28 protein-coding genes and 1 riboswitch are annotated in these 24,695 nt (G+C 67.9%); of the genes, 12 read left to right on the top strand and 16 right to left on the bottom strand.

Annotation, left to right across the window (positions count from 1 at the left end):
• Positions 1-30: 30 nt before the first annotated feature.
• Complete coding sequence (locus AQ610_RS04220; RefSeq protein ID WP_006025456.1) at positions 31-1,200, top strand: MFS transporter; 1,170 nt, start codon at positions 31-33, stop codon at positions 1,198-1,200.
• 54 nt (positions 1,201-1,254) lie between these two features.
• On the opposite strand, the gene fahA is transcribed toward AQ610_RS04220, so the two are convergent.
• The 6 genes from fahA to AQ610_RS04190 are packed head-to-tail and all read right to left on the bottom strand — an operon-like array spanning position 1,255 to position 8,167.
• On the bottom strand, positions 1,255-2,562 hold the full coding sequence (gene fahA / locus AQ610_RS04215; RefSeq protein ID WP_006025455.1) for a fumarylacetoacetase: 1,308 nt from the start codon (positions 2,560-2,562) through the stop codon (positions 1,255-1,257).
• The gene (gene hmgA, locus AQ610_RS04210) at positions 2,559-3,893 is read right to left on the bottom strand and encodes a homogentisate 1,2-dioxygenase (protein WP_015601085.1); all 1,335 of its coding nucleotides are present in this window, start codon (positions 3,891-3,893) and stop codon (positions 2,559-2,561) included. The genes fahA and hmgA overlap by 4 nt, the downstream gene beginning before the upstream one ends.
• A gap of 18 nt (positions 3,894-3,911) precedes the next feature.
• On the bottom strand, positions 3,912-5,267 hold the full coding sequence (locus AQ610_RS04205) for an MFS transporter (RefSeq protein ID WP_006025453.1): 1,356 nt from the start codon (positions 5,265-5,267) through the stop codon (positions 3,912-3,914).
• Positions 5,264-5,494: a DUF2783 domain-containing protein gene (locus AQ610_RS04200; RefSeq protein ID WP_015600091.1), complete on the bottom strand. Its 231-nt coding sequence runs from the start codon at positions 5,492-5,494 to the stop codon at positions 5,264-5,266. Before AQ610_RS04200 ends, AQ610_RS04205 begins: the two co-directional genes overlap by 4 nt.
• Positions 5,495-5,531: 37 nt before the next feature.
• The gene (locus AQ610_RS04195) at positions 5,532-7,193 is read right to left on the bottom strand and encodes an FAD-dependent oxidoreductase (RefSeq protein ID WP_009913431.1); all 1,662 of its coding nucleotides are present in this window, start codon (positions 7,191-7,193) and stop codon (positions 5,532-5,534) included.
• 17 nt (positions 7,194-7,210) lie between these two features.
• On the bottom strand, positions 7,211-8,167 hold the full coding sequence (locus AQ610_RS04190; protein WP_006025450.1) for an MBL fold metallo-hydrolase: 957 nt from the start codon (positions 8,165-8,167) through the stop codon (positions 7,211-7,213).
• Positions 8,168-8,432: 265 nt separating this feature from the next.
• Here AQ610_RS04190 and AQ610_RS04185 point away from each other — a divergent pair, with 265 nt between their 5' ends.
• A complete protein-coding gene (locus AQ610_RS04185; RefSeq protein ID WP_006025449.1) occupies positions 8,433-9,239 on the top strand; it encodes an EAL domain-containing protein in 807 nt (268 codons plus the stop codon).
• Positions 9,240-9,331: 92 nt separating this feature from the next.
• On the opposite strand, the gene AQ610_RS04180 is transcribed toward AQ610_RS04185, so the two are convergent.
• Positions 9,332-9,739 (bottom strand): GFA family protein, encoded by a 408-nt coding sequence (locus tag AQ610_RS04180; protein ID WP_009913433.1) that lies wholly within the window; start codon positions 9,737-9,739, stop codon positions 9,332-9,334.
• Between the two features lie 145 nt (positions 9,740-9,884).
• Positions 9,885-10,676 carry an IclR family transcriptional regulator gene (locus tag AQ610_RS04175; protein ID WP_009913434.1) on the bottom strand — a complete coding sequence of 264 codons (792 nt, stop codon included), beginning with the start codon at positions 10,674-10,676 and terminating at the stop codon, positions 9,885-9,887.
• 76 nt (positions 10,677-10,752) lie between these two features.
• Here AQ610_RS04175 and AQ610_RS04170 point away from each other — a divergent pair, with 76 nt between their 5' ends.
• A complete protein-coding gene (locus AQ610_RS04170; protein ID WP_009913435.1) occupies positions 10,753-11,940 on the top strand; it encodes an acyl-CoA dehydrogenase in 1,188 nt (395 codons plus the stop codon).
• Positions 11,941-12,073: 133 nt separating this feature from the next.
• Here the strand turns inward: AQ610_RS04170 and AQ610_RS04165 are convergent, their stop codons facing one another.
• The gene (locus AQ610_RS04165) at positions 12,074-12,712 is read right to left on the bottom strand and encodes a peroxiredoxin (RefSeq protein WP_006025445.1); all 639 of its coding nucleotides are present in this window, start codon (positions 12,710-12,712) and stop codon (positions 12,074-12,076) included.
• Between the two features lie 327 nt (positions 12,713-13,039).
• On the opposite strand from AQ610_RS04165, the gene AQ610_RS04160 reads away from it, so the two are divergent.
• The 3 genes from AQ610_RS04160 to AQ610_RS04150 all read left to right on the top strand — a co-directional run bounded on the left by AQ610_RS04160 (position 13,040) and on the right by AQ610_RS04150 (position 14,360).
• Positions 13,040-13,342 carry an ElaB/YgaM/YqjD family protein gene (locus AQ610_RS04160; RefSeq protein WP_006025444.1) on the top strand — a complete coding sequence of 101 codons (303 nt, stop codon included), beginning with the start codon at positions 13,040-13,042 and terminating at the stop codon, positions 13,340-13,342.
• A 117-nt stretch (positions 13,343-13,459) separates the two neighbouring features.
• On the top strand, positions 13,460-13,849 hold the full coding sequence (locus AQ610_RS04155) for a phage holin family protein (RefSeq protein ID WP_006025443.1): 390 nt from the start codon (positions 13,460-13,462) through the stop codon (positions 13,847-13,849).
• A gap of 103 nt (positions 13,850-13,952) precedes the next feature.
• Entirely contained in the window at positions 13,953-14,360 is a 408-nt protein-coding gene (locus AQ610_RS04150; protein ID WP_006025442.1) for a DUF3318 domain-containing protein, read from the top strand.
• An 84-nt stretch (positions 14,361-14,444) separates the two neighbouring features.
• Here the strand turns inward: AQ610_RS04150 and AQ610_RS04145 are convergent, their stop codons facing one another.
• From AQ610_RS04145 to glyA, 7 genes are all read right to left on the bottom strand, one after another.
• Positions 14,445-14,897, bottom strand: coding sequence for a type IV pilin protein (locus AQ610_RS04145; RefSeq protein WP_043282317.1), 453 nt, complete (start codon positions 14,895-14,897; stop codon positions 14,445-14,447).
• Between the two features lie 18 nt (positions 14,898-14,915).
• Positions 14,916-15,419, bottom strand: a complete 504-nt coding sequence (locus AQ610_RS04140) for a pilus assembly protein (RefSeq protein WP_006025440.1) — start codon at positions 15,417-15,419, stop codon at positions 14,916-14,918.
• A 92-nt stretch (positions 15,420-15,511) separates the two neighbouring features.
• On the bottom strand, positions 15,512-16,297 hold the full coding sequence (locus AQ610_RS04135) for a type IV pillus assembly protein (RefSeq protein WP_009913438.1): 786 nt from the start codon (positions 16,295-16,297) through the stop codon (positions 15,512-15,514).
• Positions 16,294-16,704, bottom strand: coding sequence for a hypothetical protein (locus AQ610_RS04130; protein ID WP_080594997.1), 411 nt, complete (start codon positions 16,702-16,704; stop codon positions 16,294-16,296). The genes AQ610_RS04135 and AQ610_RS04130 overlap by 4 nt, the downstream gene beginning before the upstream one ends.
• The gene (locus tag AQ610_RS04125; protein WP_041861592.1) at positions 16,701-17,261 is read right to left on the bottom strand and encodes a GspH/FimT family protein; all 561 of its coding nucleotides are present in this window, start codon (positions 17,259-17,261) and stop codon (positions 16,701-16,703) included. The genes AQ610_RS04130 and AQ610_RS04125 overlap by 4 nt, the downstream gene beginning before the upstream one ends.
• A gap of 184 nt (positions 17,262-17,445) precedes the next feature.
• Entirely contained in the window at positions 17,446-17,925 is a 480-nt protein-coding gene (nrdR, locus tag AQ610_RS04120; protein ID WP_006025436.1) for a transcriptional regulator NrdR, read from the bottom strand.
• Positions 17,926-17,931: 6 nt separating this feature from the next.
• Positions 17,932-19,179, bottom strand: a complete 1,248-nt coding sequence (gene glyA, locus AQ610_RS04115; RefSeq protein ID WP_006025435.1) for a serine hydroxymethyltransferase — start codon at positions 19,177-19,179, stop codon at positions 17,932-17,934.
• 145 nt (positions 19,180-19,324) lie between these two features.
• A riboswitch (ZMP/ZTP riboswitch) is annotated at positions 19,325-19,425 on the bottom strand.
• A 207-nt stretch (positions 19,426-19,632) separates the two neighbouring features.
• On the opposite strand from glyA, the gene AQ610_RS04110 reads away from it, so the two are divergent.
• From AQ610_RS04110 to tolB, 6 genes are all read left to right on the top strand, one after another.
• A complete protein-coding gene (locus tag AQ610_RS04110; RefSeq protein WP_006025433.1) occupies positions 19,633-20,379 on the top strand; it encodes an SDR family NAD(P)-dependent oxidoreductase in 747 nt (248 codons plus the stop codon).
• 96 nt (positions 20,380-20,475) lie between these two features.
• Positions 20,476-20,958, top strand: a complete 483-nt coding sequence (ybgC, locus tag AQ610_RS04105) for a tol-pal system-associated acyl-CoA thioesterase (protein WP_006025432.1) — start codon at positions 20,476-20,478, stop codon at positions 20,956-20,958.
• 177 nt (positions 20,959-21,135) lie between these two features.
• The gene (gene tolQ, locus AQ610_RS04100; protein WP_006025431.1) at positions 21,136-21,813 is read left to right on the top strand and encodes a protein TolQ; all 678 of its coding nucleotides are present in this window, start codon (positions 21,136-21,138) and stop codon (positions 21,811-21,813) included.
• Between the two features lie 10 nt (positions 21,814-21,823).
• Positions 21,824-22,273, top strand: coding sequence for a protein TolR (tolR, locus tag AQ610_RS04095; protein WP_009913442.1), 450 nt, complete (start codon positions 21,824-21,826; stop codon positions 22,271-22,273).
• Positions 22,270-23,280 carry a cell envelope integrity protein TolA gene (tolA, locus tag AQ610_RS04090; protein WP_006025429.1) on the top strand — a complete coding sequence of 337 codons (1,011 nt, stop codon included), beginning with the start codon at positions 22,270-22,272 and terminating at the stop codon, positions 23,278-23,280. The genes tolR and tolA overlap by 4 nt, the downstream gene beginning before the upstream one ends.
• Before the next feature lie 96 nt (positions 23,281-23,376).
• On the top strand, positions 23,377-24,678 hold the full coding sequence (tolB, locus tag AQ610_RS04085) for a Tol-Pal system beta propeller repeat protein TolB (protein ID WP_009913444.1): 1,302 nt from the start codon (positions 23,377-23,379) through the stop codon (positions 24,676-24,678).
• The last annotated feature ends 17 nt before the right edge of the window (positions 24,679-24,695 follow it).

Below are 24,695 nucleotides of genomic sequence, written 5' to 3'. Positions count from 1 at the left end.
CCATCCGCCGGTGGTAGCATCACGGCCGTCATGAAAACGATCCTCACCCGCGATTTTCTCGCGCTCATTCTCAGCGTTGCCGTCGTCGGCCTGGGCACGGGCGCGACGCTCCCCCTCACCGCGCTCGCGCTCACCGAAGCGGGCCACGGCACCCGCATCGTCGGCATGCTGACCGCCGCGCAGGCGGGCGGCGGCCTCGCCGTCGTGCCGTTCGTCGCGGCGATCACGAAGCGGCTCGGCGGGCGGCAGGTGATCGTCGCATCGGTGATCGTGCTCGCCGCGGCAACCGCGCTGATGCAGTTCACGTCGAGCCTCGCCGTCTGGGGCGTGCTGCGCGTCGTCTGCGGCGCCGCGCTGATGCTGCTCTTCACGATCGGCGAGGCCTGGGTCAACCAGCTCGCCGACGATGCGACGCGCGGCCGCGTCGTCGCGATCTACGCGACGAACTTCACGCTGTTCCAGATGGCCGGGCCCGTGCTCGTGAGCCAGATCGCCGGCATGACGCACGTGCGCTTCGCGTTGAGCGGCGCGCTCTTTCTGCTCGCGCTGCCGTCGCTCGCGTCGATCCGCAAGACGCCCATCGCCGACGAGCCGCACCACGACGCGCACGATCGCTGGACGCGCGTGATGCCTAAGATGCCCGCGCTCGTCGCAGGCACCGCGTTCTTCGCGCTGTTCGACACGCTTGCCCTCTCGCTGCTGCCGCTCTTCGCGATGGCGCGCGGCGTCGCGAGCGAGGCGGCCGTGCTGTTCGCGGCGATCCTGCTGTTCGGCGACACCGCGATGCAATTCCCGATCGGCTGGCTCGCCGACAAGCTCGGCCGCGAGCGCGTGCACATCGGCGCGGGGGGCGTCGTGCTCGCGCTGCTGCCGCTCGTGCCCTTCGTCATCGCGACGCCGTGGCTGTGCTGGCCGCTCCTCTTCGTGCTCGGCGCGGCGGCGGGCAGCGTCTATACGCTGTCGCTCGTCGCGTGCGGCGAGCGCTTCCGCGGCTCGGCGCTCGTGACCGCGAGCTCGCTCGTGTCGGCGTCGTGGAGCGCGGCGAGCTTCGGCGGGCCGCTCGTCGCGGGCGCGCTGATGGAGCAGTTCGGCGGCGACGCGCTGATCGGCGTGCTGATCGTATCGGCGCTCGCGTTCGTCGGCGCGGCGCTGTGGGAGCGGCGCGCGTTGCCGATGCGCGCCACGCGGCAGGGGCGTTGACGCAATGCGGTGATCGCCGCCGTCGCGTCGCGGCGCTCTGCGCGCCCGACCGCATCATCGGTTCAACGCCGGCAGAATCTTCCCGACGCACGTGCCGAAGCCGACGCGATGCCCGTCGCCTTGACACCAGCCGGCGAGCGTCAGCTCGTCGCCGTCCTCGATGAACGCGCGCGTGCCGCCGTCCGCGAGCGCGACGGGCTCCTTGCCGTTCCACGTCAGCTCGAGCAGGCTGCCGAACGCATCCTTCGCCGGCCCGCTGATCGTGCCCGAGCCCATCAGGTCGCCGACTCGCGTGTTGCAGCCCGACACCGTGTGATGCGCGAGCTGCTGCGCCATCGTCCAGTACATGTGCTTGAAGTTCGTGCGCGCGATCGTCGTCGCGCCGGCCGCGCCGTCCGGCTTCAACCGCACTTCGAGCGTAACGTCGAACGCATGCTCGCCGCCGTGGCGCAGATACGCGAGCGGCTCCGGCGCCTGCTTCGGCTGCGCGGTGCGGAACGGTTCGAGCGCGTCGAGCGTAACGATCCACGGCGAGATCGACGTCGCGAACGTCTTCGCGTTGAACGGCCCGAGCGGCACGTATTCCCATTGCTGGATGTCGCGCGCGCTCCAATCGTTGAGCAGCACCATTCCGAAGATGTGCGACTCCGCGTCCTCGCACGCGATCGGCTCGCCGAGCGCGTTGCCGCGGCCGACGATGAAGCCCGTCTCGAGCTCGATGTCGAGCTTGCGGCACGCGCCGAACACCGGACGGTCGCGGTCAGCCAGCTTCAGTTGACCGTTCGGCCGGCGCACCGGCGTACCGCTCACGACGACCGACGACGCTCGGCCGTTGTAGCCGATCGGCATCTCCGACCAGTTCGGCAGCAGCGCGTTCTTCGGATCGCGAAACATCGAGCCGACGTTCGTCGCGTGTTCCTTCGACGAATAGAAATCGGTGTAGCCGGGAATGTCGACGGGCAGATGCAGCGTCGCGTCGCGCTGCTCGACGAGCACGCGCGCGCGCAGCGCCGCGTCGTCGCGCAGCCGCGCGCAGCCGCGCTCGAACAGCGCGCTCAACTGGATGCGCACGCTGCGCCACGCGTCGCGGCCGAGCGAGATGAAATCGTTCAGCGCCGGCCGCTCGAACACGGCCGCCCCGCCCTCGACCGTCAACAGGCCCGCGCGCGCGAGCTCGGCCAAGTCGACGATCCGGTCGCCGAGCGCGACGCCCGCGCGACGCGACGGGTTGCGCGCATCGCTGAAGACGCCGAACGGCAGGTTCTGGATCGGGAAGTCGCACGCGGCGTCGTTCGCCGCGTCGAGCCAGCTCTTGCGGGAAGGATCGAGGCTCGCGCGCAGCGCGTCGGGAATGGCGCTCATCGTTGCTCCGGATTGAAATGTTTCTTGAGGCCCTGCCAGCATTCGAAGTAGTTCGCCTGGAGCTGCGCGGTGTCGAGCGCAAAGCGCGTCGGCCGGATCAGCGTGCGGGTCTCGAACATGAACGCCATCGTGTCGCCGACCTTGTTCGGCGTCGACGTGTCGATCGAGGAAGCCTTCTCGAACGTCTCCGCGTCCGGCCCGTGGCCCGACATGCAGTTGTGCAGGCTCGCGCCGCCCGGCATGAAGCCCTCAGCCTTCGCGTCGTAGACGCCGTGCACGAGCCCCATGAACTCGCTCGCGACGTTGCGGTGGAACCACGGCGGGCGGAACGTATCCTCGGCCGCGAGCCAGCGCGGCGGAAAGATCACGAAGTCGATCGCGTCGACGCCCGGCGTGTCGCATTGCGACTGCAGCACGAGGAAGATCGACGGGTCCGGATGGTCGTAGCTGATCGAGCCGATCGTGTTGAAGTGACGCAGATCGTACTTGTACGGCGCGTAGTTGCCGTGCCATGCGACGACGTCGAACGGCGAATGATCGATGTCCGCGCGCCAGAGCCGGCCGTTGAGCTTCGCGACGAGCTCGAACGCGCCTTCGCGATCCTCGTACGACGCGTTCGGCGTCAGGAAATCGCGCGGATTCGCGAGGCCGTTCGAGCCGATCGGCCCGAGGTCCGGCAACCGGAGCAGCGCGCCGAAGTTCTCGCAGACATAGCCGCGCGCGTGCCCGTCCGGCAGCGCGACCGCAAAGCGCACGCCGCGCGGAATCACCGCGATCTCGAACGGCTCGACGTCGAGCCGGCCGAGCTCCGTCATGATGAAGAGCCGCCCTTCCTGCGGCACGATCAGCAGTTCGCCGTCCGCGCTGTAGAAGAAGCGCTCGCGCATCGAGCGGTTCGCCGCGTACAGGTGGATCGCGCAGCCGCTCATCGCGGCGGCCGAACCATTGCCCGCCATCGTCACCCAGCCGTCGACGAAATCGGTCGGCTGCGCGGGCATCGGCAGCGGGTCCCAGCGCAACTGGTTCGGCGGCGTCGGCGGCACGTCGTCCGAATCGCCGAAATCGGCGACGATCCGGCGCTCGCCGGACACGAGCTCGAACGGCCGGTGCATGGCGGCGGGCCGGATCCGGTACAGCCACGACCGGCGGTTATGGCCGCGCGGCGCGGTGAACGCGGTGCCGGACAGTTGCTCCGCGTAGAGCCCGTACGGCGCGCGCTGCGGCGAGTTGCGCGCGTGCGGCAGCGCGCCCGGCAGCGCCTCGGTCGCGAATTCGTTCGCGAAGCCGCTCTGGTAGCCGGCTTCGCCCGGTTTCGAAAAATTCAGTGCCATGATTGTCGTTTTCTCCATTCAAGCGACGTTCGATGCGGGCGCGCCGCGCCGCCGCGTCACGCCCGCGAGGCCGAGCACGAAGACGGCCGAGCACAGCACCGGCACGGCCGCCGCGTGAAACAGCGCGTCGTTCGACCAGCCGAGCGCGATCAGTTGCCCGCCGACGAGCGGCCCGAGCACGGAGCCGACACGGCCCACGCCGAGGCCCCAGCCGATGCCCGTCGAGCGCAGCGACGTCGGGTAATAGTGGCCCGCGAGCGCGTTGACCGCGGGCTGTCCGCCGACGATGCAAAAGCCGCCGACGAACACGGCTGCGAGCAGCCAGACGAACGCGTGCGCGGCCGAGCCGATCAGGCCGACCGCGACCGTCGCGCACGCGAAGCACGCGAACAGCACGCGCACGAAGCCGTGCCGCTCGATGAACCAGCCGAGCGACAGCGTGCCGATCACGCCGCCCGTCTGCAGCACGGTGCCGACGATGACGGCCGTGCCGCTCGCATAGCCCGCGTCGCGCATCACGGTCGGCAGCCAGTTCGACAGGAAGTACAGGTCGATCAGGTTCATGAAGTTGATCGCCCACAAGAGCAGCGTGACGCTCGCGCGCCCCGCGCGGAACAGCTCGGCGACGGGCGCGCCCTGCGGCCCCGCTTCGCGCACGACGAGCCGCGTATCGGGCGAGACCGCAAGCTGCGGCGCGAACTTCGCGAGCCACGCGCGCGCCGCGTCGTGCCGGCCGCGCAGCACGAGCAGTTGCGGCGATTCGGGCAGGCGCGCGGCCATCGCGGCCGCGAGCGCGAGCGGCACCGCGCCGCCGACGAAGAACACCGCGCGCCAGCCGAACGCCGGAATCAGCGCGGCGCTGACGAAGCCGCCCAGCGCCGCGCCGGCCGTGAAGCCGCACGACACGATCATCATCCGCTTCACGCGACGCGCGCTCGGGCTGCATTCGCCGACGAGCGCCATCGCGTTCGGCATGATGCAGCCGAGCCCCAGGCCCGTGACGAAGCGCAGCGCGATCAGCGTCGGAATCGACGTCGCGAACGGCGTCGCGAGCATCGTCAGCGCAAAAAACAGCGTCGCGCCGATCAGCACGGGGCGCCGGCCGATCCGGTCGGCGAGCACCGACAGGCCGAGCGCGCCGAGCAGCATCCCGAACAGGCTCGCGCTGAAGACGGGCCCGAGCGCCTGCTTCTTCACGCCCCATTCGGCGATCACGCTCGGCGCGACGTAGCCCATCGCCTGCGCGTCGAAGCCGTCGATCACGAGGCACAGCCCGCACAGCGCGAGCAGCATCGCGTGAAACGCGGGCCGGTGCGTGTCGTCGATCACGCGCTCGACTTCGAGCACGCGCGCCGCGCTCCCGCCCGCGCTCATCGCAGCGCGGGCGCGCCGGGCGCGCCTTCGAGCGTGGCCGCGCCGCTGCGCGCGAGCGCCATCGCTTCGCGCAGCACGTCGATGTCGCCGATCTGGTTCGCGAGCAGCAGGATCAGCTTCGCGTTGACGAGCTGGCTCTCGCTGTCGGGCAGATCGCGGTGCATGTCGATCAGCGCCTCGTAGAACGCGTCCGGATCGGGCAGACGCAAGCGGGTGTCGAGGTGCATCGGGTGTCTCCTGGTCTTGGTCGATGTTTTTTTTCGCTCACGCGTTGCAGATCGCGCGGGCGAGCGCCGCGCGCACCGCGTTTGCATCCGCCGTGCGAAAGCGCGCGCACACGTGCTGGTCCGGGCGCAGCAGATAGAACGTGCCGGGGCGCGCGTCGTAGCGCTGCGCGGCGAGCCCTTCGCTGTCCTCGATCACGTCGACGCCCGCGACCGCGCGCGCGTCGCCCTTCGGCACGACGAGCACGGGCACGATGGGCAGCGCGTGGCCGCGCGTCGCGTCGACGAGCGCGCCCGCATCGTCGATCGAGCCGAACAGGATGCCGACGAAGCCCCCCGTCAGATGCGGCAGCAGCCAGCCGGGCGCGCCGTTCGCGAGCACGGGCGCATCGAGCGCGACCGCGCCCGGCGCCGGCGCGCGCTCGAACGTCTCGCCCGCGCGATCGGGCGTGTTGAGCGGCGAAACGGCGAGCACGGCGGGCACCGACAGCCGGCCGCTGTTCACGAGCCTGCGCGCGAACTCGCAGTCGCGCGCGAGCTTGAGCGTCGCGTCGCGAAACACGCGCGAGATCGGACTCTTCGGCGTGATGAAGTCGGTCGAGCGCGTCGAATTGCGGATGTTCTCGTCGGCCGCGAATTCGCGCTCGCGCGCATACGTGTCGAGCAGGCGATCGGGCGCGCGGCCGTCGAGCACGAGCTTCAGTTTCCACGCGAGGTTGTCCGCGTCCTGCACGCCGCTGTTCGCGCCGCGCGCGCCGAACGGCGACACGCCGTGCGCGGAATCGCCCGCGAACAGCACGCGGCCGTGGCGGAAGCTATCCATCCGCTGGCAGCGGAACGTGTAGACGCTCACCCATTCGAGCTCGAACTCGACGTTCGGCCCGAGCAGCGCGCGCACGCGCGCAATCACGCGCTCCGGCGCCTTCTCGGCGACGGGATCGGCGTCCCAGCCGAGCTGGAAATCGATGCGCCACACGTCGTCCGGCTGCCGGTGCAGCAGCACCGACTGATTGCGATGAAACGGCGGATCGAACCAGAACCAGCGCTCGGCCGGGAACGGCGCCTTCACCTTCACGTCGGCGATCAGGAAGCGGTCCTTGAACGTGCGGCCGCGGCTGTCGAGCCCCATCATCGCGCGCAGCGGGCTCTTCGAGCCGTCCGCCGCGATCACGTAGCGCGCACGCAGCGTGTACGGCCCCTCCGGCGTGTCGACGTCGAGCTCCGCATGCTCGGGCGTCTGCCGGATGCCCGTCACGCGGCTCTTCCAGCGCAGATCGAGGTTCGGCAGCTCGAGCGCGCGCTCGGCCAGATAGCCTTCGACGTAGTACTGCTGCAGATTGACGAACGCGGGCCGCGCGTGCCCGACTTCCGGCAGCAGGTCGAACGCATAGATCAGCTCGTCCTGCAGGAACACCTTGCCGACGTGCCAGCTCACGCCCTTTTGCGCGACCCGCTCGCCGCAGCCGAGGCGATCGAAGATCTCGAGCGTGCGCTTCGCGAAGCAGATCGCGCGCGAGCCGGCCGACAGCGTGTCATCGTCGTCGAGCAGCACGACGGGCACGCCCTGCTGCGCGAGATCGATCGCCGCCGCGAGCCCGACGGGCCCCGCGCCGACGACGACGGCCGGATGCGGTTCGCCTTCGTCCGCACCGGCCGCGCGCGGGCGATAGTCGAACTTCAGCGTCTGATAATCGATGGTCATGATGTCGCCCGCCGCGCTCAGCCTTCGAGGGTGTGCCACATGTCCTTGTCGCGCTCGGCCGTCCAGATCCGCGGGTCCGGGTATTGCGTGGCCTCGTCGAACGCGCGCGTCACGTCGAACGGCATGCAGTGGTCGAAGATCACCCAGTCGCCGAACTTCGGCTTCAGTTGCGCGTAGGTCTCCTTGTAGATCGCGTTCAGGTCCCGGCCCGCCGCCGCGCCCGATTTCACCTTCGCGTACAGCTCGCTCACGAACGCGCGCGTGCCCGCCAGGCCGTCGGCGACTTCCCGCGGCGTCTTCAGCGCGGCGCCGCGCCCCGGCACGAGCTTCTCGGGCCCGAGCGCCGCGATCGCGTCGAGCGTCGCCGGCCAGTCCTGGAAGTACGCGTCGCCCGCATACGGCGTCGCACCGTATTCGACGAGGTCGCCCGACAGCAGCACCTTGTCCTGCGGCAGCCACACGACCGTATCGCCCTTCGTGTGGCCGCGGCCGAGCTGCATGATCTTCACTTCGAGCCTGCCGAGCCGCAGCGTCATCTCGCCCTTGAACGTGAGCGTCGGCCACGTGAGGCCCGGCACCGACTCGACCGAGCGGAACAGGCGCGGGAAGCGCTCGATCTCGCTCTTCATGTCGGCCGCGCCGCGCTCGGCGATCAGGTCGTATGTGTCCTGGCTCGCGATCACGTGGTCGGCGCCGTATGCGGACGCGCCCAGCACGCGCACCGCGTGGTAGTGCGTGAGCAGCACGTACTTGATCGGCTTGTCGGTGACTTCGCGGATCCGGCGGATCACGTCCTCGGCCATCACGGGCGTCGCCTGCGTGTCGGCGACGAGCACCGCGTCGTCGCCGACGACGATCCCCGTGTTCGGATCGCCTTCCGCCGTATAGGCGTAGGCGTGCTCGGACAGCCGCTCGAACGTCACCTTCTTCTCGGCCAGATCCGCCTGCGATGCAAATTTCTTGTCACCCGCCATTTGTCGCTCCTTGCTCCGTATTGAGGGATGCGCCGCTTTCGTCGGGCAAGCCGCGCGTCTGATTGACCGGATTGCTTGATCTGCGTCAACATCATGATTTACGAATAGTAAAACCAATTACGATTAGTGAAATCATCGTATACCCTAGGCGTCGGCGCGGAACCGATATCGATATGAGCAACTCACGCAGCCAATCGCGCGCGGCGCTGCTACTATCGTTCATATACGGCGGCCGTTTCGGCCGCCTTTCTTCCTTCCGGAGTCCATGGTTCCGCCCACCATTCCCGAGCTCGTCGCCCGCGCGGGCAAGCTCCCGTTCCTGTGCGACCACCTTGCGCTCGAAGACGGCGCGCAGGGCGCATACGCGCACCTGCGCGGTCTCAAGCTGGAGAGCGTCTACGAGCCGATCTACGACGTGTCGATGCCGGGCGCGCCGCAATCGACGTCGCTCTCCGACGCGATCGAGCGCTACGGCGACGAACTCGGCTTCCAGGCGGTCACGCACGCGGGCGGCGCACCGTTCGATCCGATCGGCGCCGTCGCCGACGATCAGGAGCTCGTCGCGCTCGACCGGCTCGCGCGCAGCCTGCACGCGATCAACTTCTTCGGCGCGCAGCGGCACGGCCTGCTGTTCCTGCGCGTGCACGAACGGCTGCTGAAGAGCGTCAAGTACGACCACGGCAAGCACTTCTCGACCGTGCTCAAGAGCTTCGGGCTACCGCCCGAGCGCGTCGTGATCGAGCTGCCGGCGGCGGCCGTCGCGCACAAGACGTTCCTCGGCTATCTGACGAAGAGTTATCAGCACTACGGCTTCAAGGTCGCCGACAAGCTGCCCGATCCGGGGCGCATCCTCGCCGTCGAATCGGACATGGCGCGGCCCGACTACATCAAGATGGACGCCGCGATCGCGCTGCGGGAAGGGATGGTGAAGGCGCTCGTCGGCTATGCGCAGCGCGTGCGCATTCCGCTCATCTTCGATCACGTCGTCGACGAGGCGCAGTTCGAGCTGCTGCGTCAGTACGACGTGCGGCTCGTGCAGGGGCCGGTGTTCTCGCAGCCGGCCGCGGTCTGACGGGACGCGGGCGCTCGCGGGCGATGCAGCGCCCGGCGCGCCGGGCGGAATGCGCGCGATAGGCGGCCGCGCTCGCGCGACGCCGGCTCGGCTCAGTGGTCGCCGTCGTCGCGCACCGGCAAACCGCCCGCCACTTCCAGGCCGGGGATGCGGCTCGCGTACCACGTATGCGCTTTCGGCGTGATCGCCGACGGATCGTCGAGCGTCGCGTAATTGACCTCGACCGTCGAAGGCGCATCCGACCGCCGGTATTCGAGCTGCGCGCCGCACTGCGCGCAGAAGCGCCGCTCGCCCCACGCGCTCGACGCGAACACGCGCGGCTCGCCCTTCACGTACTCGAACGCGCCGAGCGGCACCGTCGCCCATGCGAGCACGGCGGCGCCCGTCGTCCGCTGACACAGCCGGCAATGACAAAAGCCGGCGTCCGCAGGCATGCCGGCGATCCGGTAACGAATTGCGCCGCACGCGCACCCGCCTTCCAGCGATTCCGAGCTCGACATCACAAACCTCCTGTTCACGCGGCACCGGGATACAGCGATGAAAATCGGCATCTACGATACAACCGATTGCAGCCGATTGCAGCCGCATGCCGCCTCGCCTCGACGCGCGCGGCGGCAAATCGAACGGCGACGGTCCCGCGCCGGCTCAGCCCAGCTCCCCGAGCCGCCGGGCGAGCGCCTTCAGCTTCGGGCCGATCCGGCTGCGGAACACGTCCTCGCCCATCGACGACGCCGGCCCGCTGCAACTGAGAATCAGCCAGCGCCCTTCGCGCGGCTCGCGAAACGGCACAGCGGCAGCGTTCACGTCCTCGTGCCAGTCGCGAAACGAGTAACAGCAGCCATCGACGGCGAATGCGTCGACCGCATGCTCCGCCGCGTCGACGAGCGCCGCCCCCGCCCGCCCCTTCCCCGCCGTCTTGCGCAGCTCGGCAAAGAGCGCCGCGCGCGCGTCGGGCGGCTGCACCGCAAGATACGCACGCCCCATCGAGCTCGTCAGCATCGACAGCCGCGACCCCGACGCGAGCCCGAGCGTCAGCGCCGTCTCGCTGCGGATCGTCTCCAGGTAGATCATGTCGAGCCCGTCGCGGCAACCGAGCGACACCGCCGCGCCGATCTCGCGCGCGAGCGCCTGCATGTGCGGCCGCGCGAGCGCGAGCGTGTCCGAGCCCGCGAGCAGCGCGTAGCCGAGCGACAGCACGCCCGCATCGAGCGCGTACTTGCCGAGCGCGTCGTCGTAGCGCAGACAGCCGAGCACGGTAAGCGTGTACGCGAGCCGGTTGACGGTCGCCTTCGGCAAGCCGGTGCGCTCGACGAAGTCGCGGTTGCCGAGCATCGTCTCGCCGGGCCTGAACGCGCGCAGCAGATCGAGCCCCCGCGCGAGAGCGACGACGAACTTGCGTTCGTCGAGCGTGTCGGCATCGATGGTCGGAAAATTCATGCGGTGATACACTGGGTTCAATTTGCAAAACATTGTTCCGCATAGCGGAACTACAGTCAAGTGAGGAGATGACGAGATGGCTGCCGCAACCTTCCATTGGGACGATCCGTTGCTGCTCGACCAGCAGCTCACCGACGACGAGCGCATGGTGCGCGACGCCGCGAACGCTTACGCGCAGGGCAAGCTCGCGCCGCGCGTGACGCAGGCGTTCCGCCATGAGACCACCGATGCGGCGATCTTCCGCGAAATGGGCGAGGTCGGCCTGCTCGGGCCGACGATTCCCGAGCAGTACGGCGGCCCCGGCCTCAACTACGTGAGCTACGGGCTCATCGCGCGCGAGGTCGAGCGCGTCGATTCGGGCTATCGGTCGATGATGTCGGTGCAGTCGTCGCTCGTGATGGTGCCCATCTTCGAATTCGGCTCCGACGCGCAGAAGGAAAAGTACCTGCCGAAGCTCGCAACGGGCGAATGGATCGGCTGCTTCGGCCTGACCGAGCCGAACCACGGCTCCGACCCGGGCAGCATGGTCACGCGCGCGCAGAAGGTGCCGGGCGGCTACTCGCTGTCCGGCTCGAAGATGTGGATCACGAATTCGCCGATCGCCGACGTATTCGTCGTCTGGGCGAAGCTCGACGAGGACGGCCGCGACGAGATCCGCGGCTTCATCCTCGAGAAGGGCTGGAAGGGCCTGTCGGCGCCGGCGATCCACGGCAAGGTGGGCCTGCGCGCGTCGATCACGGGCGAGATCGTGCTCGACGAAGTGTTCGTCCCCGACGAAAACATCCTGCCGGGCGTGAAGGGCCTGCGCGGGCCGTTCACGTGCCTGAATTCGGCACGCTACGGCATCGCGTGGGGCGCGCTCGGCGCGGCCGAGTCGTGCTGGCACATCGCGCGCCAGTACGTGCTCGACCGCAAGCAGTTCGGCCGCCCGCTCGCCGCGAACCAGTTGATCCAGAAGAAGCTCGCGGACATGCAGACCGAGATCACGCTCGGCCTGCAGGGCGTGCTGCGGCTCGGCCGGATGAAGGACGAAGGCACCGCCGCCGTCGAGATCACGTCGATCATGAAGCGCAATTCGTGCGGCAAGGCGCTCGACATCGCCCGCCTCGCCCGCGACATGCTGGGCGGCAACGGCATCTCGGACGAATTCGGCGTCGCGCGCCACCTCGTGAACCTCGAAGTGGTGAACACGTACGAAGGCACGCACGACATTCACGCGCTGATCCTCGGCCGCGCGCAGACCGGGATTCAGGCGTTCTTCTGAGTTTGACGAACGTCGCGCGGATACGGCCGCATCGCCCAGGCGGCGCGGCAAACGAAAAAGCCCCGGCGACCGTGCCGGGGCTTTCGTTATCGCATGACCTTCAAGCCGCGTCAACGCGCGGCGCGCAAGCCGCTTACTTGTTCGGCTGCGGCGTCAGGCGCAGGTACGGGCGCACCGCCTTGAAGCCCTTCGGGAAGCGCTGCTTCAGCTCTTCCGGGTCCTGCAGCGACGGCACGATCACGACGTCGTCGCCATCCTTCCAGTTGCCGGGCGTCGCGACCTTGTAATTGTCGGTCAACTGCAGCGAATCGATGACGCGCAGCACTTCGTCGAAGTTGCGGCCGGTGCTCGCCGGGTAGGTGATGATGAGGCGCACCTTCTTGTTCGGATCGATCACGAACAGCGAGCGCACGGTCAGCGTCTCGTTCGCGTTCGGATGGATCATGTCGTAGAGTTCCGAGACCTTGCGGTCGCCGTCGGCGATGATCGGGAAGCCGACGCTCGTCGCCTGCGTGTCGTTGATGTCGTCGATCCAGCCCTTGTGCGACTCCACGCTGTCGACCGACAGCGCGATCACCTTCACGTTGCGCTTCTCGAATTCGCCCTTGAGCTTCGCGGTCAGGCCGAGCTCCGTCGTGCAGACGGGCGTGTAGTCAGCCGGATGCGAGAACAGGACGCCCCAACTATTGCCGAGCCATTCATGGAATTTGATGCGGCCAAGGCTCGAATCCTGCTCGAAATCCGGCGCGATGTCGCCAAGACGTAGACTCATGTTGCAGCTCCTTGAACTTGCATGGGTTGGGTGCCCGGACACACGATGCATCCGGACAGTTTTTTAGCTTAAGTGATCCCGCGGCCGGAGCGAACGATTATTCCGTCAGATATTCATGCCTTTTTATCATTTTTGCCGGTCGCGATTTGACAATCCCGGAAACTTTTTCGTTCCGGATCGGCTCTCTATTGCCACGGCAAGTCGTTTACCATGCTACTCAAGCGCGATCTTGCGCCGCCTGCGCGCCGGGCCGCCGCGCTCGCCCGCAGGCACGGGTTTCGCTACGATGCCCGTAGGACAACCCGCCTCGGCAAGAAGGGAGTCGCAATGTCTGAAGTCAACAAGGAGAAACTGATGTCGGATATCAAAACTGTTCTCGCGGACGCGGAAGACCTGCTGAAGCAGGCCGCGAGCAGCACGGGCGACCGTGCGACCGAGCTGCGCGAGAAGGCGCTTGCACGCCTGAAACAGGCGAAGGAGAAGGCGACCGACGTTCAGGTGGTCGTGGTCGAGAAAGGCAAGAAGGCGGCGCGCGCCACCGACGACTACGTGCACGAGCATCCGTGGACGTCGATCGGCGTCGCGGCCGGCGTCGGCGTGCTGATCGGCCTTCTGATCAATCGCAAGTAACGCGGCACGCCACCGCGAGAGACAGCCCCCGGCCCGCCCGCCTCCGCGCGACGGCCGGGGCCATGCGCTCCGGCCCGTTGCGGCGCCGGCCGTTCTCCGCGCGCAAGCGCCTCTTCCATGACGACAGAAACCTCATCGCACCAGTCCGGGCACGGACCGCTGCGCCGCCTGCTCGGCTCGGTGTTCGCTCTGCTGCAGACCCGGCTCGAACTCGTCGGCATCGAGCTCGCCGAGGAGAAGGAACGCCTGATGGGCGTGCTCTTTTTCGGACTCGCCGCGATGATGCTCGCGACGATGGCGCTCATCAGCCTGACGGTGCTCGTCGCGATCGCGTTCTGGGATACCTACCGCTGGCAATCGCTCGCCGCCATCACCGCGCTCTACGCGCTCGGCGCGTTCGCCTGCTGGCTGAAGGCGCGCTCGGGACTGCGCAACGCGCCCGTCGTGTTCGAAGCGACGCTGAACGAACTCGAAAAGGACCGCGAGCTGTTCCGCGGCAAGCCGTGAACGCGCGGCCGCGCTCCCCCTCTTCTCGCCCACTCCACGTCGACGCGCCATGAGTCACTCCGCCCCGGAACAACGATTCCACGCTGCTTCGCAGAAGCGGCACATGAGCGCGGCCCAGTACCGCGCGCTGCGCAAGGAACTGCTGATCCTGCGCTCCGACGTCGAGCGCCTGGAGCTCGCGCAGGCGGGCGCCGAGCTGCGCCAGTCCGTCACGCATTTCAAATGGCTGAAGCTTCTCGTGCCCGGGGTGTCGGGCGGGTCGCTCGGCAAGTCGGCGAGGAACGTGAACGCGATGCTCGGCGCGCTCGTCAGCCAGTATCCGCTGTTGAGCTCGCTGGCGTCCGTCGTGCTCGCAAAGCCCGTGCGCGCGCTGCTGCGCGCGAGCGCGCGCCCCGCACTCAAGTGGGGCGCCGTCGGCTTCGCGGTTTGGGAGGCCTACCAGATCTGGAAGCAGGCAAAGAACGGCGACGACGCATCCGACGCCGAGGCACCGCGCAGCACACGCCCATAGCGCTCGTCAGCCGCGGACCGCGAATCCGATCGCACCGGCTGCCCCGTTTCCGGCGTCGGGCAATCGGCTCTCGACGCGTCACATCTAGCCGGCTCGCCAGCACGCATCGGTTCCCGGCGCGCCTCCATCGAACGTGCCTCCCTCGGCAACGCGATTCTCGCGCGTGCCGTCCGCATGCAGCACGTAGACGCCGCATCTGTCGTCGCGCATCGCTCCATCGGCGGCTGGACTCGCCTCCAGTGCGTATCCGCCGCGCGCGTCGTCGAACGTGATCCGCAGCACGTAGAGAACCTTGCCGGAATCGGGCGCCCGGTTCATCCCTTCCGGTAATGCGGTGGGCGGCGCTTCACCGAACGCGTCCGCGTACTGTGCGGCGCGATACAGCGCGGCAATCGCGGTCAGCCGGTTCCCTCGTTCGACATGGCTGCGATACGACGGCACGGCAAACGCCGCGAGCACGGCCACGATCGCGAGCGCAACGACCACTTCGATCAATGTAAAGCCTCGCAAGCGCGCGCTGCGTTCAGTACACGACATCGCTATTTCCTCTTCTTTCTATGCTGGTCTTCCCACGACCCGGCGCCACCTGCGTTCGATGCGCCCGCTCTCGATCACAATCTGCAATTGCAGCCACTCGACCGTATCGTGCGTCGCGCCCACGCCGCGGGCGGTCACGAGGTAGGCGCGCACGTCGGGGCGCGCCGGCAACTTCCACGCTTCGATCAAGCAGCTTGGCGCCTGCGCCGCGCCCGGCCATCCGGCGTACGGACTGAATGCGCCGATGCCGTCGAATACGCCCGGTTGTCGCCACCCGCTCGGCTCGCGCGTCGGCGTCCCACCGCCGCTTGCCGACGGGAATGGCGCCGCGCTACTCTCCAGCGCGTCCGCGCATGCTTCGAGTGCGGCATCCGCTGCGCGAAATGCAATGGATCGGCTCGCGACGCTCGTCATGCGCTGGACCTCCGTCTTCGCGATCTCGAACCACGCGAACGACATCACGATGAGCGAAGCCGTCAAGGCGAGTACGCCCGGCAGCGCGACGCCCCGCGAACCGCGCATCGGCGACTCGCGCCGCCGCGGCGCATCACGCGGCGTCGAACGTTTCCGGACCACCCGTGGTCGCTCCGCATGCAGCCCGACTATGGAACGCGTCATGTGCCGGCTCGATTACGGACCGCAACATATCGTCGCAACGAAAGTCTCGCGCGCGTGTCCGGCGCGCCCGCCATTCGCCCCTCGCAGTCGACGTAACGCACCGGGCGCCCCGTGCGCATGCCTCGTACTTGCACGCAAACGGAAACAGCGGTCACATTGGCCCAGTCGTCGGCAGACAAGGCCGATGCATCGGCCCATCGCGCGGTGCCGTGCAGCCGGTAGCGCAGACGCAAGCGCTCGACGCCTTCGACGAGCGGCTGCGCGATGCCGGGTCTGCCGCTGCCTTCGCAGTACAGCTCCGGTTCGCCCGTCGACGCGCTGATGCGCGCGTAAAAGCGGTTGACGACCAGCGGCTGCGTGTCGGCCGCGCCGACACCCTGGCCAAGACAGTCCGTCGCCTGTCCGCCCGCCGTCGGCCACGTGGAGACGCCATCTCCTACGTAGCGGACGACGAGGCCGTCCGAACCGCTCGCCAGCGAATCGCATGCAGCGTGCCCGTCGGCGTTGACGGGTCGTCCCGCCGCGCAGCCGAACAGCCCCGATACCGGCCGCGCATCGTGCGCGTCGATCGGAACGAAGCCCGCCATCTGGATCTGCTGCGCGATCAGCGCGAGCGCTGCCTGCGCCGCGTCGCGCAAGCGCGCGGCATCGGCCGCAGCCGAATAGGCGGCCCGCTGCACGCGATAGAGGGACATCGCGGCAAGCAGGATCATCAAGCCGAGCGCCATCGCGATCATCACCTCGATCAGCGTGTGTGCGCGCCAGCGTGTCGCTCGCGTCATAGGCGATCCGCCGATGCATAAGCGAGTGTCGCGCATGGCTTGGCGGCAGCGCGTGCCGCCGCGACATCGCCGTCGCAACGCAACGGCCCCGCGGCGACCGCCCCCGGCCGTTCCCATTCGACCCGTACGCTCGAAATGCCCGCACCTGAGGCTGTCGCTACGAGCTTCCCGTGGCGCAATCCGGACATCGACGCGTCCCAATCGATGCCCGACGGCCCACCGGCTCGCGCCATCTCCGCCCACGAATCGGCGACGAGCATCGCCTGCTCGCGTGCCAAGGCGTCGCGCTCGCCTCGTATCGCCGCGAGCAATGCCGCAACCACGCCAAGCGCCGCGACTGCGAGCAACGCACACGCAATCGCCGCTTCGAGCAGCGTGCTCCCGCGCATCGACCGAGGACACGTCATGCCGGCCCCCCGCAACCGCCTTCGGCAAATCGCACGCGACCGCCCGCCGCGATCCGCAGGCAACGGCGCCAGCGCTCGCCATGCCACGCGCCCGATGCGTCGCTCGGCGCAAATTCGAAACTCCGGAAGCCGCCAATCACCTGGCCCGCGGGCGGCGTGAATATGACGTCGACGGTCGCGCCCGTCACGGCGACTCGGACATCACGCGCGATACGGCGCAACACGCGCGTCCCGCGCTCGCCGTCCGCGACAGCGACGGTCCAGCCGCATGACCAGTCGGCCGCCCCGTTGTCGCACGGCCGCCCCGCCGCAATACATTTCGCAGTCGCATCGCTGCGGCACAGCACTACGCGCCTGCCGAGCCTCACCGCCTCGCCGCGCGCATAGGCGAGCAATGCGCCGAACACGCGCGCACGCGCGTCGACCCGATCACGCATCCGAGCGCCGGCGAGCGTCGGCACGGTCAGCGTCGCGACAAGCGCAACCAGCACGAGCGCGACCATCAACTCGACGAGCACGAAGCCCGCCATTGCTCGCCTGCCACGCTCCGATCGCATCGACCTCTCCTTGAATCCGATGCGCCGACTGTACCCGCGCCGGCAAACGCCGACCATCTGCCGAACGGCCGAGTCGCGCGCCGCAGCCGGACGCACGACAATCGCCCAGGCGAGCACACAACCGCGTGCTACGCGGGAGAAACGAATGGAATGGGAAACGAAACGGGAAACGGAATGCGCAAGCTCAACGCTTGCGCGGCGGTTTCGCGGGCGCCGTGCGGCGGAATTCCTCGATCACGTCCGCGAATTCGGAGACGTCTTCGAACCGCCGGTAAACAGACGCGAAACGCACGTAGGCGATCGTATCGAGCTGGCGCAGCTCGTTCATCACAAGCTCGCCGAGCTTCTCGCTGCGGACTTCGCGCTCGCCGGACGCGAGCAACTGATATTCGATGCGGGCGACCGCCGCGTCGATCGCATCGGCTGCAACCGGGCGCTTGCGCAGCGCCAGTTGCATGCTCGCGACGATCTTGCGGCGGTCGAATTCAGTGCGGCTGCCGTCTTTCTTCACGACGGCCGGCAACGCCAGCTCGACGCGCTCGTACGTCGTGAAACGCTTGTCGCAAGCCGAGCAGCGCCGACGCCGGCGGATCGCGGCGCCGTCTTCCGACACGCGCGAATCCACCACTTGCGTATCGTCGTGCCGGCAGAACGGGCAGCGCATGGCCGATCAGCGATAGACCGGGAAACGCTTCGTCAGGTCGGCGACCTGCGCGCGCACGCGCTCGATCGTCGCCGCGTCTTCCGGACTCTCGAGCACGTCGGCGATCAGGTTGCCGACGAGTTCGGCTTCCTGCGGGCCGAAGCCGCGCGTCGTCATCGCCGGCGAGCCCAGACGCACGCCGCTCGTCACGAACGGCTTCTCCGGATCGTTCGGGATCGCGTTCTTGTTGACCGTGATGTGCGCATTGCCGAGCGCCGCTTCCGCCGCCTTGCCGGTGATGTTCTTCGCGCGCAGATCGACGAGCATCACGTGGCTTTCGGTGCGGCCCGACACGATGCGCAGGCCGCGCTTCACCAGCGTTTCCGCCAGCACGCGCGCGTTCTCGACCACCTTCTGCTGGTATGCCTTGAATTCCGGCGACAGCGCCTCCTTGAACGCGACGGCCTTCGCGGCGATCACGTGCATCAGCGGACCGCCCTGGATGCCCGGGAAGATCGCCGAGTTGATCTGCTTCTCGTACTCGGCCTTCATCAGGATCACGCCGCCGCGCGGGCCGCGCAGGCTCTTGTGCGTCGTCGTCGTGACGAAATCGGCGTGCGGCACCGGGTTCGGATACACGCCCGCCGCGATCAGGCCAGCGTAGTGCGCCATGTCGACCATCAGGTACGCGCCGACCGCCTTCGCGATCTTCGTGAGACGCTCGAAATCGATCTTCAGCGCGAACGCCGACGCGCCGGCAACGATCAGCTTCGGCTTGTGCTCGTGCGCGAGCTTCTCGGCGGCTTCGTAGTCGATGTCTTCGTTCTCGTTCAGGCCGTAGCTCACGACGTTGAACCACTTGCCCGACATGTTGACGGGCGAGCCGTGCGTCAGGTGGCCGCCGTGCGCGAGGCTCATGCCCATGATCGTGTCGCCCGGCTTGAGCATCGCGAAGAACACCCCCTGGTTCGCCTGCGAGCCCGAGTTCGGCTGCACGTTCGCGGCTTCGGCGCCGAACAGCGCCTTCACGCGGTCGATCGCGAGCTGCTCGACGATGTCGACGTATTCGCAGCCGCCGTAATAGCGCTTGCCCGGATAGCCTTCCGCGTACTTGTTCGTGAGCTGCGAGCCTTGCGCCGCCATCACGGCCGGGCTCGTGTAGTTCTCCGACGCGATCAGCTCGATGTGCTCTTCCTGACGGACGTTTTCCTGCTGGATCGCTTGCCAGATCTCGGGATCGACGTTCGCAATGGTGCTTTGGGCTCTGTCAAACATACGGTTTCCGTTAAGTGTGTACAGGTTGACCGAAGTGGCCGAGGACGTCGCGCAGCCGGCAGCGCAACCGGCTCGACGTGGCGGAGGGATTCCGAGGAACGCGAGGCGGGACAGCCACCGGCAAAGCACGCAACGCGGCGCGCACAACGGCTGCCCAGGCGAACGGCAAAAGCGACGCCCTACGCTTCACGGTGGGATGCTCCACCTTGACCCCGAAAGGCCGTATCGCCAGTCACGCAGGGGGTATTGAGCGCGTTAGTTTATTGGATGCGCCATGAATAGGCAACCGCGTCGGCTGTCCCGAATCATATTGGGGGACAAATCCACGAGGCGCGCCGGGCGGGGGTTTGCCGCGGGTGTCGCAAGCGAGCGCCGCCGCACCTTGCCGCACCGCCGCGATGCCAGTAGGCTAACGGGTTCCCCCCAGCAAGCCTCGTTTTAGGAGCAGCAGCAATGATCGTGTTCGTCACCGGTGCGTCGGCAGGTTTCGGCGCCGCCATCGCCCGCGCCTTCGTCAAGGGCGGCCACCGCGTCGTCGCCTCCGCACGCCGCAAGGAGCGCCTCGACGCGCTCGCCGCCGAGCTCGGCGGCGCCCTGTTGCCGATCGAGCTCGACGTGCGCGACCGCGCGGCCGTCGAGGCCGTGCCGACCGGGCTGCCTGCGGAATTCGCCGCAGTCGACGTCCTCGTCAACAACGCGGGGCTCGCGCTCGGCGTCGAGCCCGCGCACAAGGCGAGCCTCGACGAGTGGCAGACGATGATCGACACCAACTGCTCGGGCCTCGTCACGGTCACGCGCACGCTGCTGCCCGGCATGGTCGAGCGCGGCCGCGGCCATATCTTCAACCTCGGCTCGGTTGCGGGCAGCTATCCGTACCCGGGCGGCAATGTCTATGGAGCGACCAAGGCGTTCGTGCGCCAGTTCAGCCTGAACCTGCGCGCCGACCTGATCGGCACGCCGCTGCGCGTCACCGACATCGAGCCGGGCCTCTGCGGCGGCACCGAATTCTCGAACGTGCGCTACCGCGGCGACGACGAGAAAGCGGCGAACGTCTACGCGAACGTCCAGCCGCTCACCGCCGAAGACATCGCCGACACGATCTACTGGATCGCCACTCGCCCCGCGCACGTGAACATCAACACGATCGAGATGATGCCCGTCGCGCAGGCGCCCGCCGGTCTCACCGTCCACCGCGGCTAAGCGCGGCGCCGGGCCGCGCGCGCGGCCCGGCGGCCGTCCGGCGAAGGCAACATTCCGTTACGAATCAGGGGAATCGGGGTCGCCCGTTCCGGTAGAATGCGCGCCATGATCGAACCCAGCCGACAGCCCGACGCGGCGCCCGACTTCGCGTGGCCGGTCCGCGTGTATTACGAAGACACCGACGCCGGCGGCGTCGTCTATTACGCGAATTACCTGAGATTCTTCGAACGCGCACGCACCGAATGGCTGCGCGCATGCGGGATCGACCAGAGCCGGGTCGCCGACGAAACAGGCGCGATCTTCATCGTCCGCCACGCAAACCTCGACTACCGCGCACCGGCGCGGCTCGACGACACGCTGCAAATCGTCTGCAGAATCGCGCGCATCGGCCGCGCGAGCGTCGAATTCGAACAGCAGGCGTGGCGGGGTGACACGCTGCTCGTCGCGGCCGGCATCCGGATCGGCTGCGTCAACCGCTCGGCATTCAAGCCGGCTGCGATTCCGCCCCCCGTCTTCGCCGCGCTCGAGCGCGGACCGGCCGCAAGCGGCCGGCCAGCCGTGTCAACGGCGTATGCGTGAGTGCCGTTTAGACAGAGCTGATGAACTCGACCCCATGATCCGCCACTAAGCAGGGTTCGGCGGAAAGTTTTCCGGCTGCGCGGCGCGCAGCCGACCGCTCTACCCGGACGCCGCCGGAGCGCGCCGGCCGGATACATCCTGGCCAGGCCTCCCCGAAGGGACGTTACACAAACCTCTATGAACACTTCTCAAGACCTGTCGATCATTTCCCTCGTCCTCAACGCGAGCGTGCTCGCCCAGGCGGTGATGGGGCTTCTCCTCGTCCTGTCGCTGATGTCGTGGACGTTTATCTTCCGCAAATGGTTCGCGATCCGCCGCGCCCGCGCGCAAACCGAGCGCTTCGAGCGCGACTTCTGGTCGGGCGGCGACCTGCAGGCGCTGTACCAGAGCGCCGCGAACAACCGCCACACGATCGGCGCGCTCGAGCGGATCTTCGAATCGGGGATGCGCGAATTCCTGAAGGCGAAGGAAAAACGTCTGAACGATCCGGCGCTGCTCCTCGATGGCGCGCGCCGCGCAATGCGCGCATCATTCCAGCGTGAGATGGACGTCCTCGAGTCGAATCTGTCGTTCCTCGCGTCCGTCGGCTCGGTGAGCCCGTACATCGGCCTGTTCGGCACGGTCTGGGGGATCATGAACTCGTTCCGCGGCCTCGCGAACGTTCAGCAGGCGACCCTCGCGAACGTCGCGCCGGGCATCGCCGAGGCGCTCGTCGCGACCGCGATCGGCCTGTTCGCCGCGATTCCGGCCGTGGTCGCGTACAACCGCTACGCGCACGACATCGACCGTCTCGCGATCCGCTTCGAAACGTTCATCGAAGAGTTCTCGAACATCCTGCAGCGCCAGGCGCAATAAGGAGCACGCGATGGCCGGCACCCCCATTCGTTCAAGCATGCGCGGCGGCCGCTCGCGCCGCTCGATGGCCGACATCAACGTCGTGCCCTACATCGACGTGATGCTCGTGCTGCTCGTCATCTTCATGGTGACGGCGCCCCTCGTCGCGCCGTCGATCGTCAATCTGCCGACCGTCGGCAACGCCGCGCCGCAAGAACAGACGCCGCCCGTCGTCGTCAACATCCGGGCCGACGGCAGGATCAGCGTCCGCTACAAGGGCGATTCGGGCGCGTCGCAGGAAGACACGATGACGAAGGCCGAGCTCAACAGCTTCATTGCCGCGCGCCAGGCTGACCACCCGGATCAGCCCGTCGTGATCGCGGCCGACAAGACGGTTCAATATGACGCGGTGATGACCGTGATGTCCGATCTGAAGGCGCGCGGCGTGAAGCGCGTCGGCCTGCTCGTCAAATCGCAATGAAGCCTCGCCAGTCGCGCACCGCCGCCTATCCGCCCCGGCCGCCGCGCGAGCGCGGCACAGGCCGCGCGTTCCTGCTTGCCGCCCTGATGCACGTGCTGCTCGCGCTTTTCCTGTACCACGGCGTGCATTGGCAGAACAGCACGCCAGCCGGTGCGGAAGCCGAGCTGTGGACGTCGGTGCCGGACACGTCGACGCCGCAGCCGGTGCCGACGCCGCCCGTGAAAGTCGCCCCTCCCCCGCCGCCCGTAAAGAACGAGGAAGCGGACATCGCGCTGCAGCAGAAGCGGCGCGAGCAGCAGGCCGCGGCCGCCCGCGAGGCGCAGCTCGAGGAGCAGCGCCGGCAGCAGTTGAAGGCGCAGCAACTCGCCGCGCAACAAGCCGCCCAGCTCGCCGCGCAAAAGACCGCCGAGCGCGAGAAGCAGAAGCAGGCGGAGAAACTCAGGCAGCAGCAGTTGGCGGAGCAGCAGCGCAAAATCGAACAGCAGAAGCTCGAGCAACAAAAGCTCGAACAGCAAAAGAAGCAGGAGCAACTCGCCGCGCAGAAGAAGGCGGACGCCGAGAAAGCCGAGAAAGCGGCAAAGGCCGCGGCGGCCGCCAAGGCGAACGCCGCCGCGAAGGCGAAGCTCGACAAGGAGCGCCAGGCGCGCCTCGCGCAGTTGCAAGGCATCGCTGGCGGCGGCTCGGGCGGCGGCGAAGGCCTCGCGAAGAGCGGCACCGGCACGGGCTCGGGCGGCAACGCGGCGTCGCCGGGGTATGCGGACAAGGTCCGCCGGCGCGTGAAGCCGAACATCGTGTGGGCGGGCGAGCGCGACAGCCTCGTGACCGTCGTCGCGATCCGCTGCACGCCGTCGGGCGATGTGCTCAGCACGTCGATCCGCCGGTCGAGCGGAAATTCGGGGTGGGATCAGGCGGTCATCAACGCGATCCAGGCGTCGGTGCCGCTGCCGCCCGATACCAACGGTCGCACCCCATCCGAGATTACGATTACCTTCAAGGCGGCGGAATGAGCACGTTTGCGCTTACACTCCCGCCGTCGCACCGGGAACGAATCGGGTATTTTTGAGTCTCTGCGGTTGCGCAGCGTACATACGGGAACAAGAAGCATGAGTTTGATGACGAAGCTAGGTTTCAGGGCACTCGTGGCCTCGTGTCTGATTGCCGCGGGGGGCGCCGCCCACGCGCAGGTGAACGTCCTGATCACGGGCGTCGGCTCCACCCAGTTTCCGATCGCCACCGCGAATTTCGTCAATGAAGCGAGCCTGCCGCAGCAGGTCACGTCGGTCGTGCGCGCCGACCTCGCGAGAAGCGGCAAATTCTCCAACGTCGATGCAGGCAGCACGCCCGTGCCGGAAACGGCGTCGGTCGATTTCGGCGCGTGGAAGGCGAAAGGCGCGAACGCATTCGTCGCGGGCAGCGTGAACCGCGAGCCAAACGGCCAGTACAAGGTCAACTTCATCCTCTACGACACCATCAAGCAGCAAAGCCTCGGAGGGCTGTCGCTCACGACGTCGAACGACAACGAGGGGATGCGCAAGACCGGCCACAAGATCGCCGACTACATCTACCAGAAACTGCTCGGCGTGCGCGGTGTCTTCAATACGCGCCTGTCGTACGTGCAGCGCACGGGCAACGTCTACAAGCTGCTGATCTCCGATTCGGACGGCCAGAACGCGATCCCCGCGCTGACGAGCAAGGAGCCGATCATCTCGCCCGCATGGTCGCCGAGCGGCACGAAGGTGGCGTACGTGTCGTTCGAGCTGAGGAAGCCCGTCGTGTACATCCACGATCTGCCGACGGGCCGCCGCTACGTGATCTCGAATCAGAAAGGCAACAACAGCGCGCCCGCGTGGTCGCCGGACGGCCAGACGCTTGCCGTCGCGCTGTCGCTCACGGGCAATACGCAGATTTATTCCGTCAGCTCGACGGGCACCGGGCTGCGCCGCTTGACGCGCAGCAGTTCGATCGACACCGAGCCGTTCTACTCTCCTGACGGCAAGTGGATCTATTTCACGAGCGATCGCGGCGGTGCGCCGCAAATCTACCGGATGCCCGCCGAAGGCGAGAGCGCCGGCGCCGCTCAGCGCGTGACATTTACCGGCAGCTACAATACGAGTCCGCGCATCAGCCCGGACGGCAAGCTGCTTGCGTACATCTCGCGCACGGGCGGGGGCTTCAAGCTGTACGTTCAGGATCTGCAAACGGGTGCGGCGAACGCCGTCACCAACACGACGCGCGACGAATCGCCGAGCTTCGCGGCGAATGGTCAGTACATTCTGTACGCTACGCAATCGGGGGGCCGCAGCGTGCTGGCTGCCGTTCCGTCCGACGGCAGCGCGCCGCCGCAGATCTTGTCCGTTCAGGGCGGCGCGATCCGCGAGCCGTCCTGGGGGCCCTTCATGCAATGACCACAAGGAGAGTAACC

Source organism: Burkholderia humptydooensis (genome assembly GCF_001513745.1).
Taxonomy (GTDB): Bacteria; Pseudomonadota; Gammaproteobacteria; order Burkholderiales; family Burkholderiaceae; genus Burkholderia; species Burkholderia humptydooensis.
Note: the sequence above shows the minus strand (reverse complement) of the source record. Positions and strands in the feature narration are given on the sequence as shown.

Coding starts and splice junctions, on each gene's coding strand:
- AQ610_RS04220 (WP_006025456.1), top strand. CDS start 31: ATGAAAACGATCCTCACCCGCGATTTTCTCGCGCTCATTCTCAGCGTT.
- fahA (WP_006025455.1), bottom strand. CDS start 2,562: ATGAGCGCCATTCCCGACGCGCTGCGCGCGAGCCTCGATCCTTCCCGC.
- hmgA (WP_015601085.1), bottom strand. CDS start 3,893: ATGGCACTGAATTTTTCGAAACCGGGCGAAGCCGGCTACCAGAGCGGC.
- AQ610_RS04205 (WP_006025453.1), bottom strand. CDS start 5,267: ATGAGCGCGGGCGGGAGCGCGGCGCGCGTGCTCGAAGTCGAGCGCGTG.
- AQ610_RS04200 (WP_015600091.1), bottom strand. CDS start 5,494: ATGCACCTCGACACCCGCTTGCGTCTGCCCGATCCGGACGCGTTCTAC.
- AQ610_RS04195 (WP_009913431.1), bottom strand. CDS start 7,193: ATGACCATCGATTATCAGACGCTGAAGTTCGACTATCGCCCGCGCGCG.
- AQ610_RS04190 (WP_006025450.1), bottom strand. CDS start 8,167: ATGGCGGGTGACAAGAAATTTGCATCGCAGGCGGATCTGGCCGAGAAG.
- AQ610_RS04185 (WP_006025449.1), top strand. CDS start 8,433: ATGGTTCCGCCCACCATTCCCGAGCTCGTCGCCCGCGCGGGCAAGCTC.
- AQ610_RS04180 (WP_009913433.1), bottom strand. CDS start 9,739: ATGTCGAGCTCGGAATCGCTGGAAGGCGGGTGCGCGTGCGGCGCAATT.
- AQ610_RS04175 (WP_009913434.1), bottom strand. CDS start 10,676: ATGAATTTTCCGACCATCGATGCCGACACGCTCGACGAACGCAAGTTC.
- AQ610_RS04170 (WP_009913435.1), top strand. CDS start 10,753: ATGGCTGCCGCAACCTTCCATTGGGACGATCCGTTGCTGCTCGACCAG.
- AQ610_RS04165 (WP_006025445.1), bottom strand. CDS start 12,712: ATGAGTCTACGTCTTGGCGACATCGCGCCGGATTTCGAGCAGGATTCG.
- AQ610_RS04160 (WP_006025444.1), top strand. CDS start 13,040: ATGTCTGAAGTCAACAAGGAGAAACTGATGTCGGATATCAAAACTGTT.
- AQ610_RS04155 (WP_006025443.1), top strand. CDS start 13,460: ATGACGACAGAAACCTCATCGCACCAGTCCGGGCACGGACCGCTGCGC.
- AQ610_RS04150 (WP_006025442.1), top strand. CDS start 13,953: ATGAGCGCGGCCCAGTACCGCGCGCTGCGCAAGGAACTGCTGATCCTG.
- AQ610_RS04145 (WP_043282317.1), bottom strand. CDS start 14,897: ATGTCGTGTACTGAACGCAGCGCGCGCTTGCGAGGCTTTACATTGATC.
- AQ610_RS04140 (WP_006025440.1), bottom strand. CDS start 15,419: ATGCGCGGTTCGCGGGGCGTCGCGCTGCCGGGCGTACTCGCCTTGACG.
- AQ610_RS04135 (WP_009913438.1), bottom strand. CDS start 16,297: ATGACGCGAGCGACACGCTGGCGCGCACACACGCTGATCGAGGTGATG.
- AQ610_RS04130 (WP_080594997.1), bottom strand. CDS start 16,704: ATGACGTGTCCTCGGTCGATGCGCGGGAGCACGCTGCTCGAAGCGGCG.
- AQ610_RS04125 (WP_041861592.1), bottom strand. CDS start 17,261: ATGCGATCGGAGCGTGGCAGGCGAGCAATGGCGGGCTTCGTGCTCGTC.
- nrdR (WP_006025436.1), bottom strand. CDS start 17,925: ATGCGCTGCCCGTTCTGCCGGCACGACGATACGCAAGTGGTGGATTCG.
- glyA (WP_006025435.1), bottom strand. CDS start 19,179: ATGTTTGACAGAGCCCAAAGCACCATTGCGAACGTCGATCCCGAGATC.
- AQ610_RS04110 (WP_006025433.1), top strand. CDS start 19,633: ATGATCGTGTTCGTCACCGGTGCGTCGGCAGGTTTCGGCGCCGCCATC.
- ybgC (WP_006025432.1), top strand. CDS start 20,476: ATGCGCGCCATGATCGAACCCAGCCGACAGCCCGACGCGGCGCCCGAC.
- tolQ (WP_006025431.1), top strand. CDS start 21,136: ATGAACACTTCTCAAGACCTGTCGATCATTTCCCTCGTCCTCAACGCG.
- tolR (WP_009913442.1), top strand. CDS start 21,824: ATGGCCGGCACCCCCATTCGTTCAAGCATGCGCGGCGGCCGCTCGCGC.
- tolA (WP_006025429.1), top strand. CDS start 22,270: ATGAAGCCTCGCCAGTCGCGCACCGCCGCCTATCCGCCCCGGCCGCCG.
- tolB (WP_009913444.1), top strand. CDS start 23,377: ATGAGTTTGATGACGAAGCTAGGTTTCAGGGCACTCGTGGCCTCGTGT.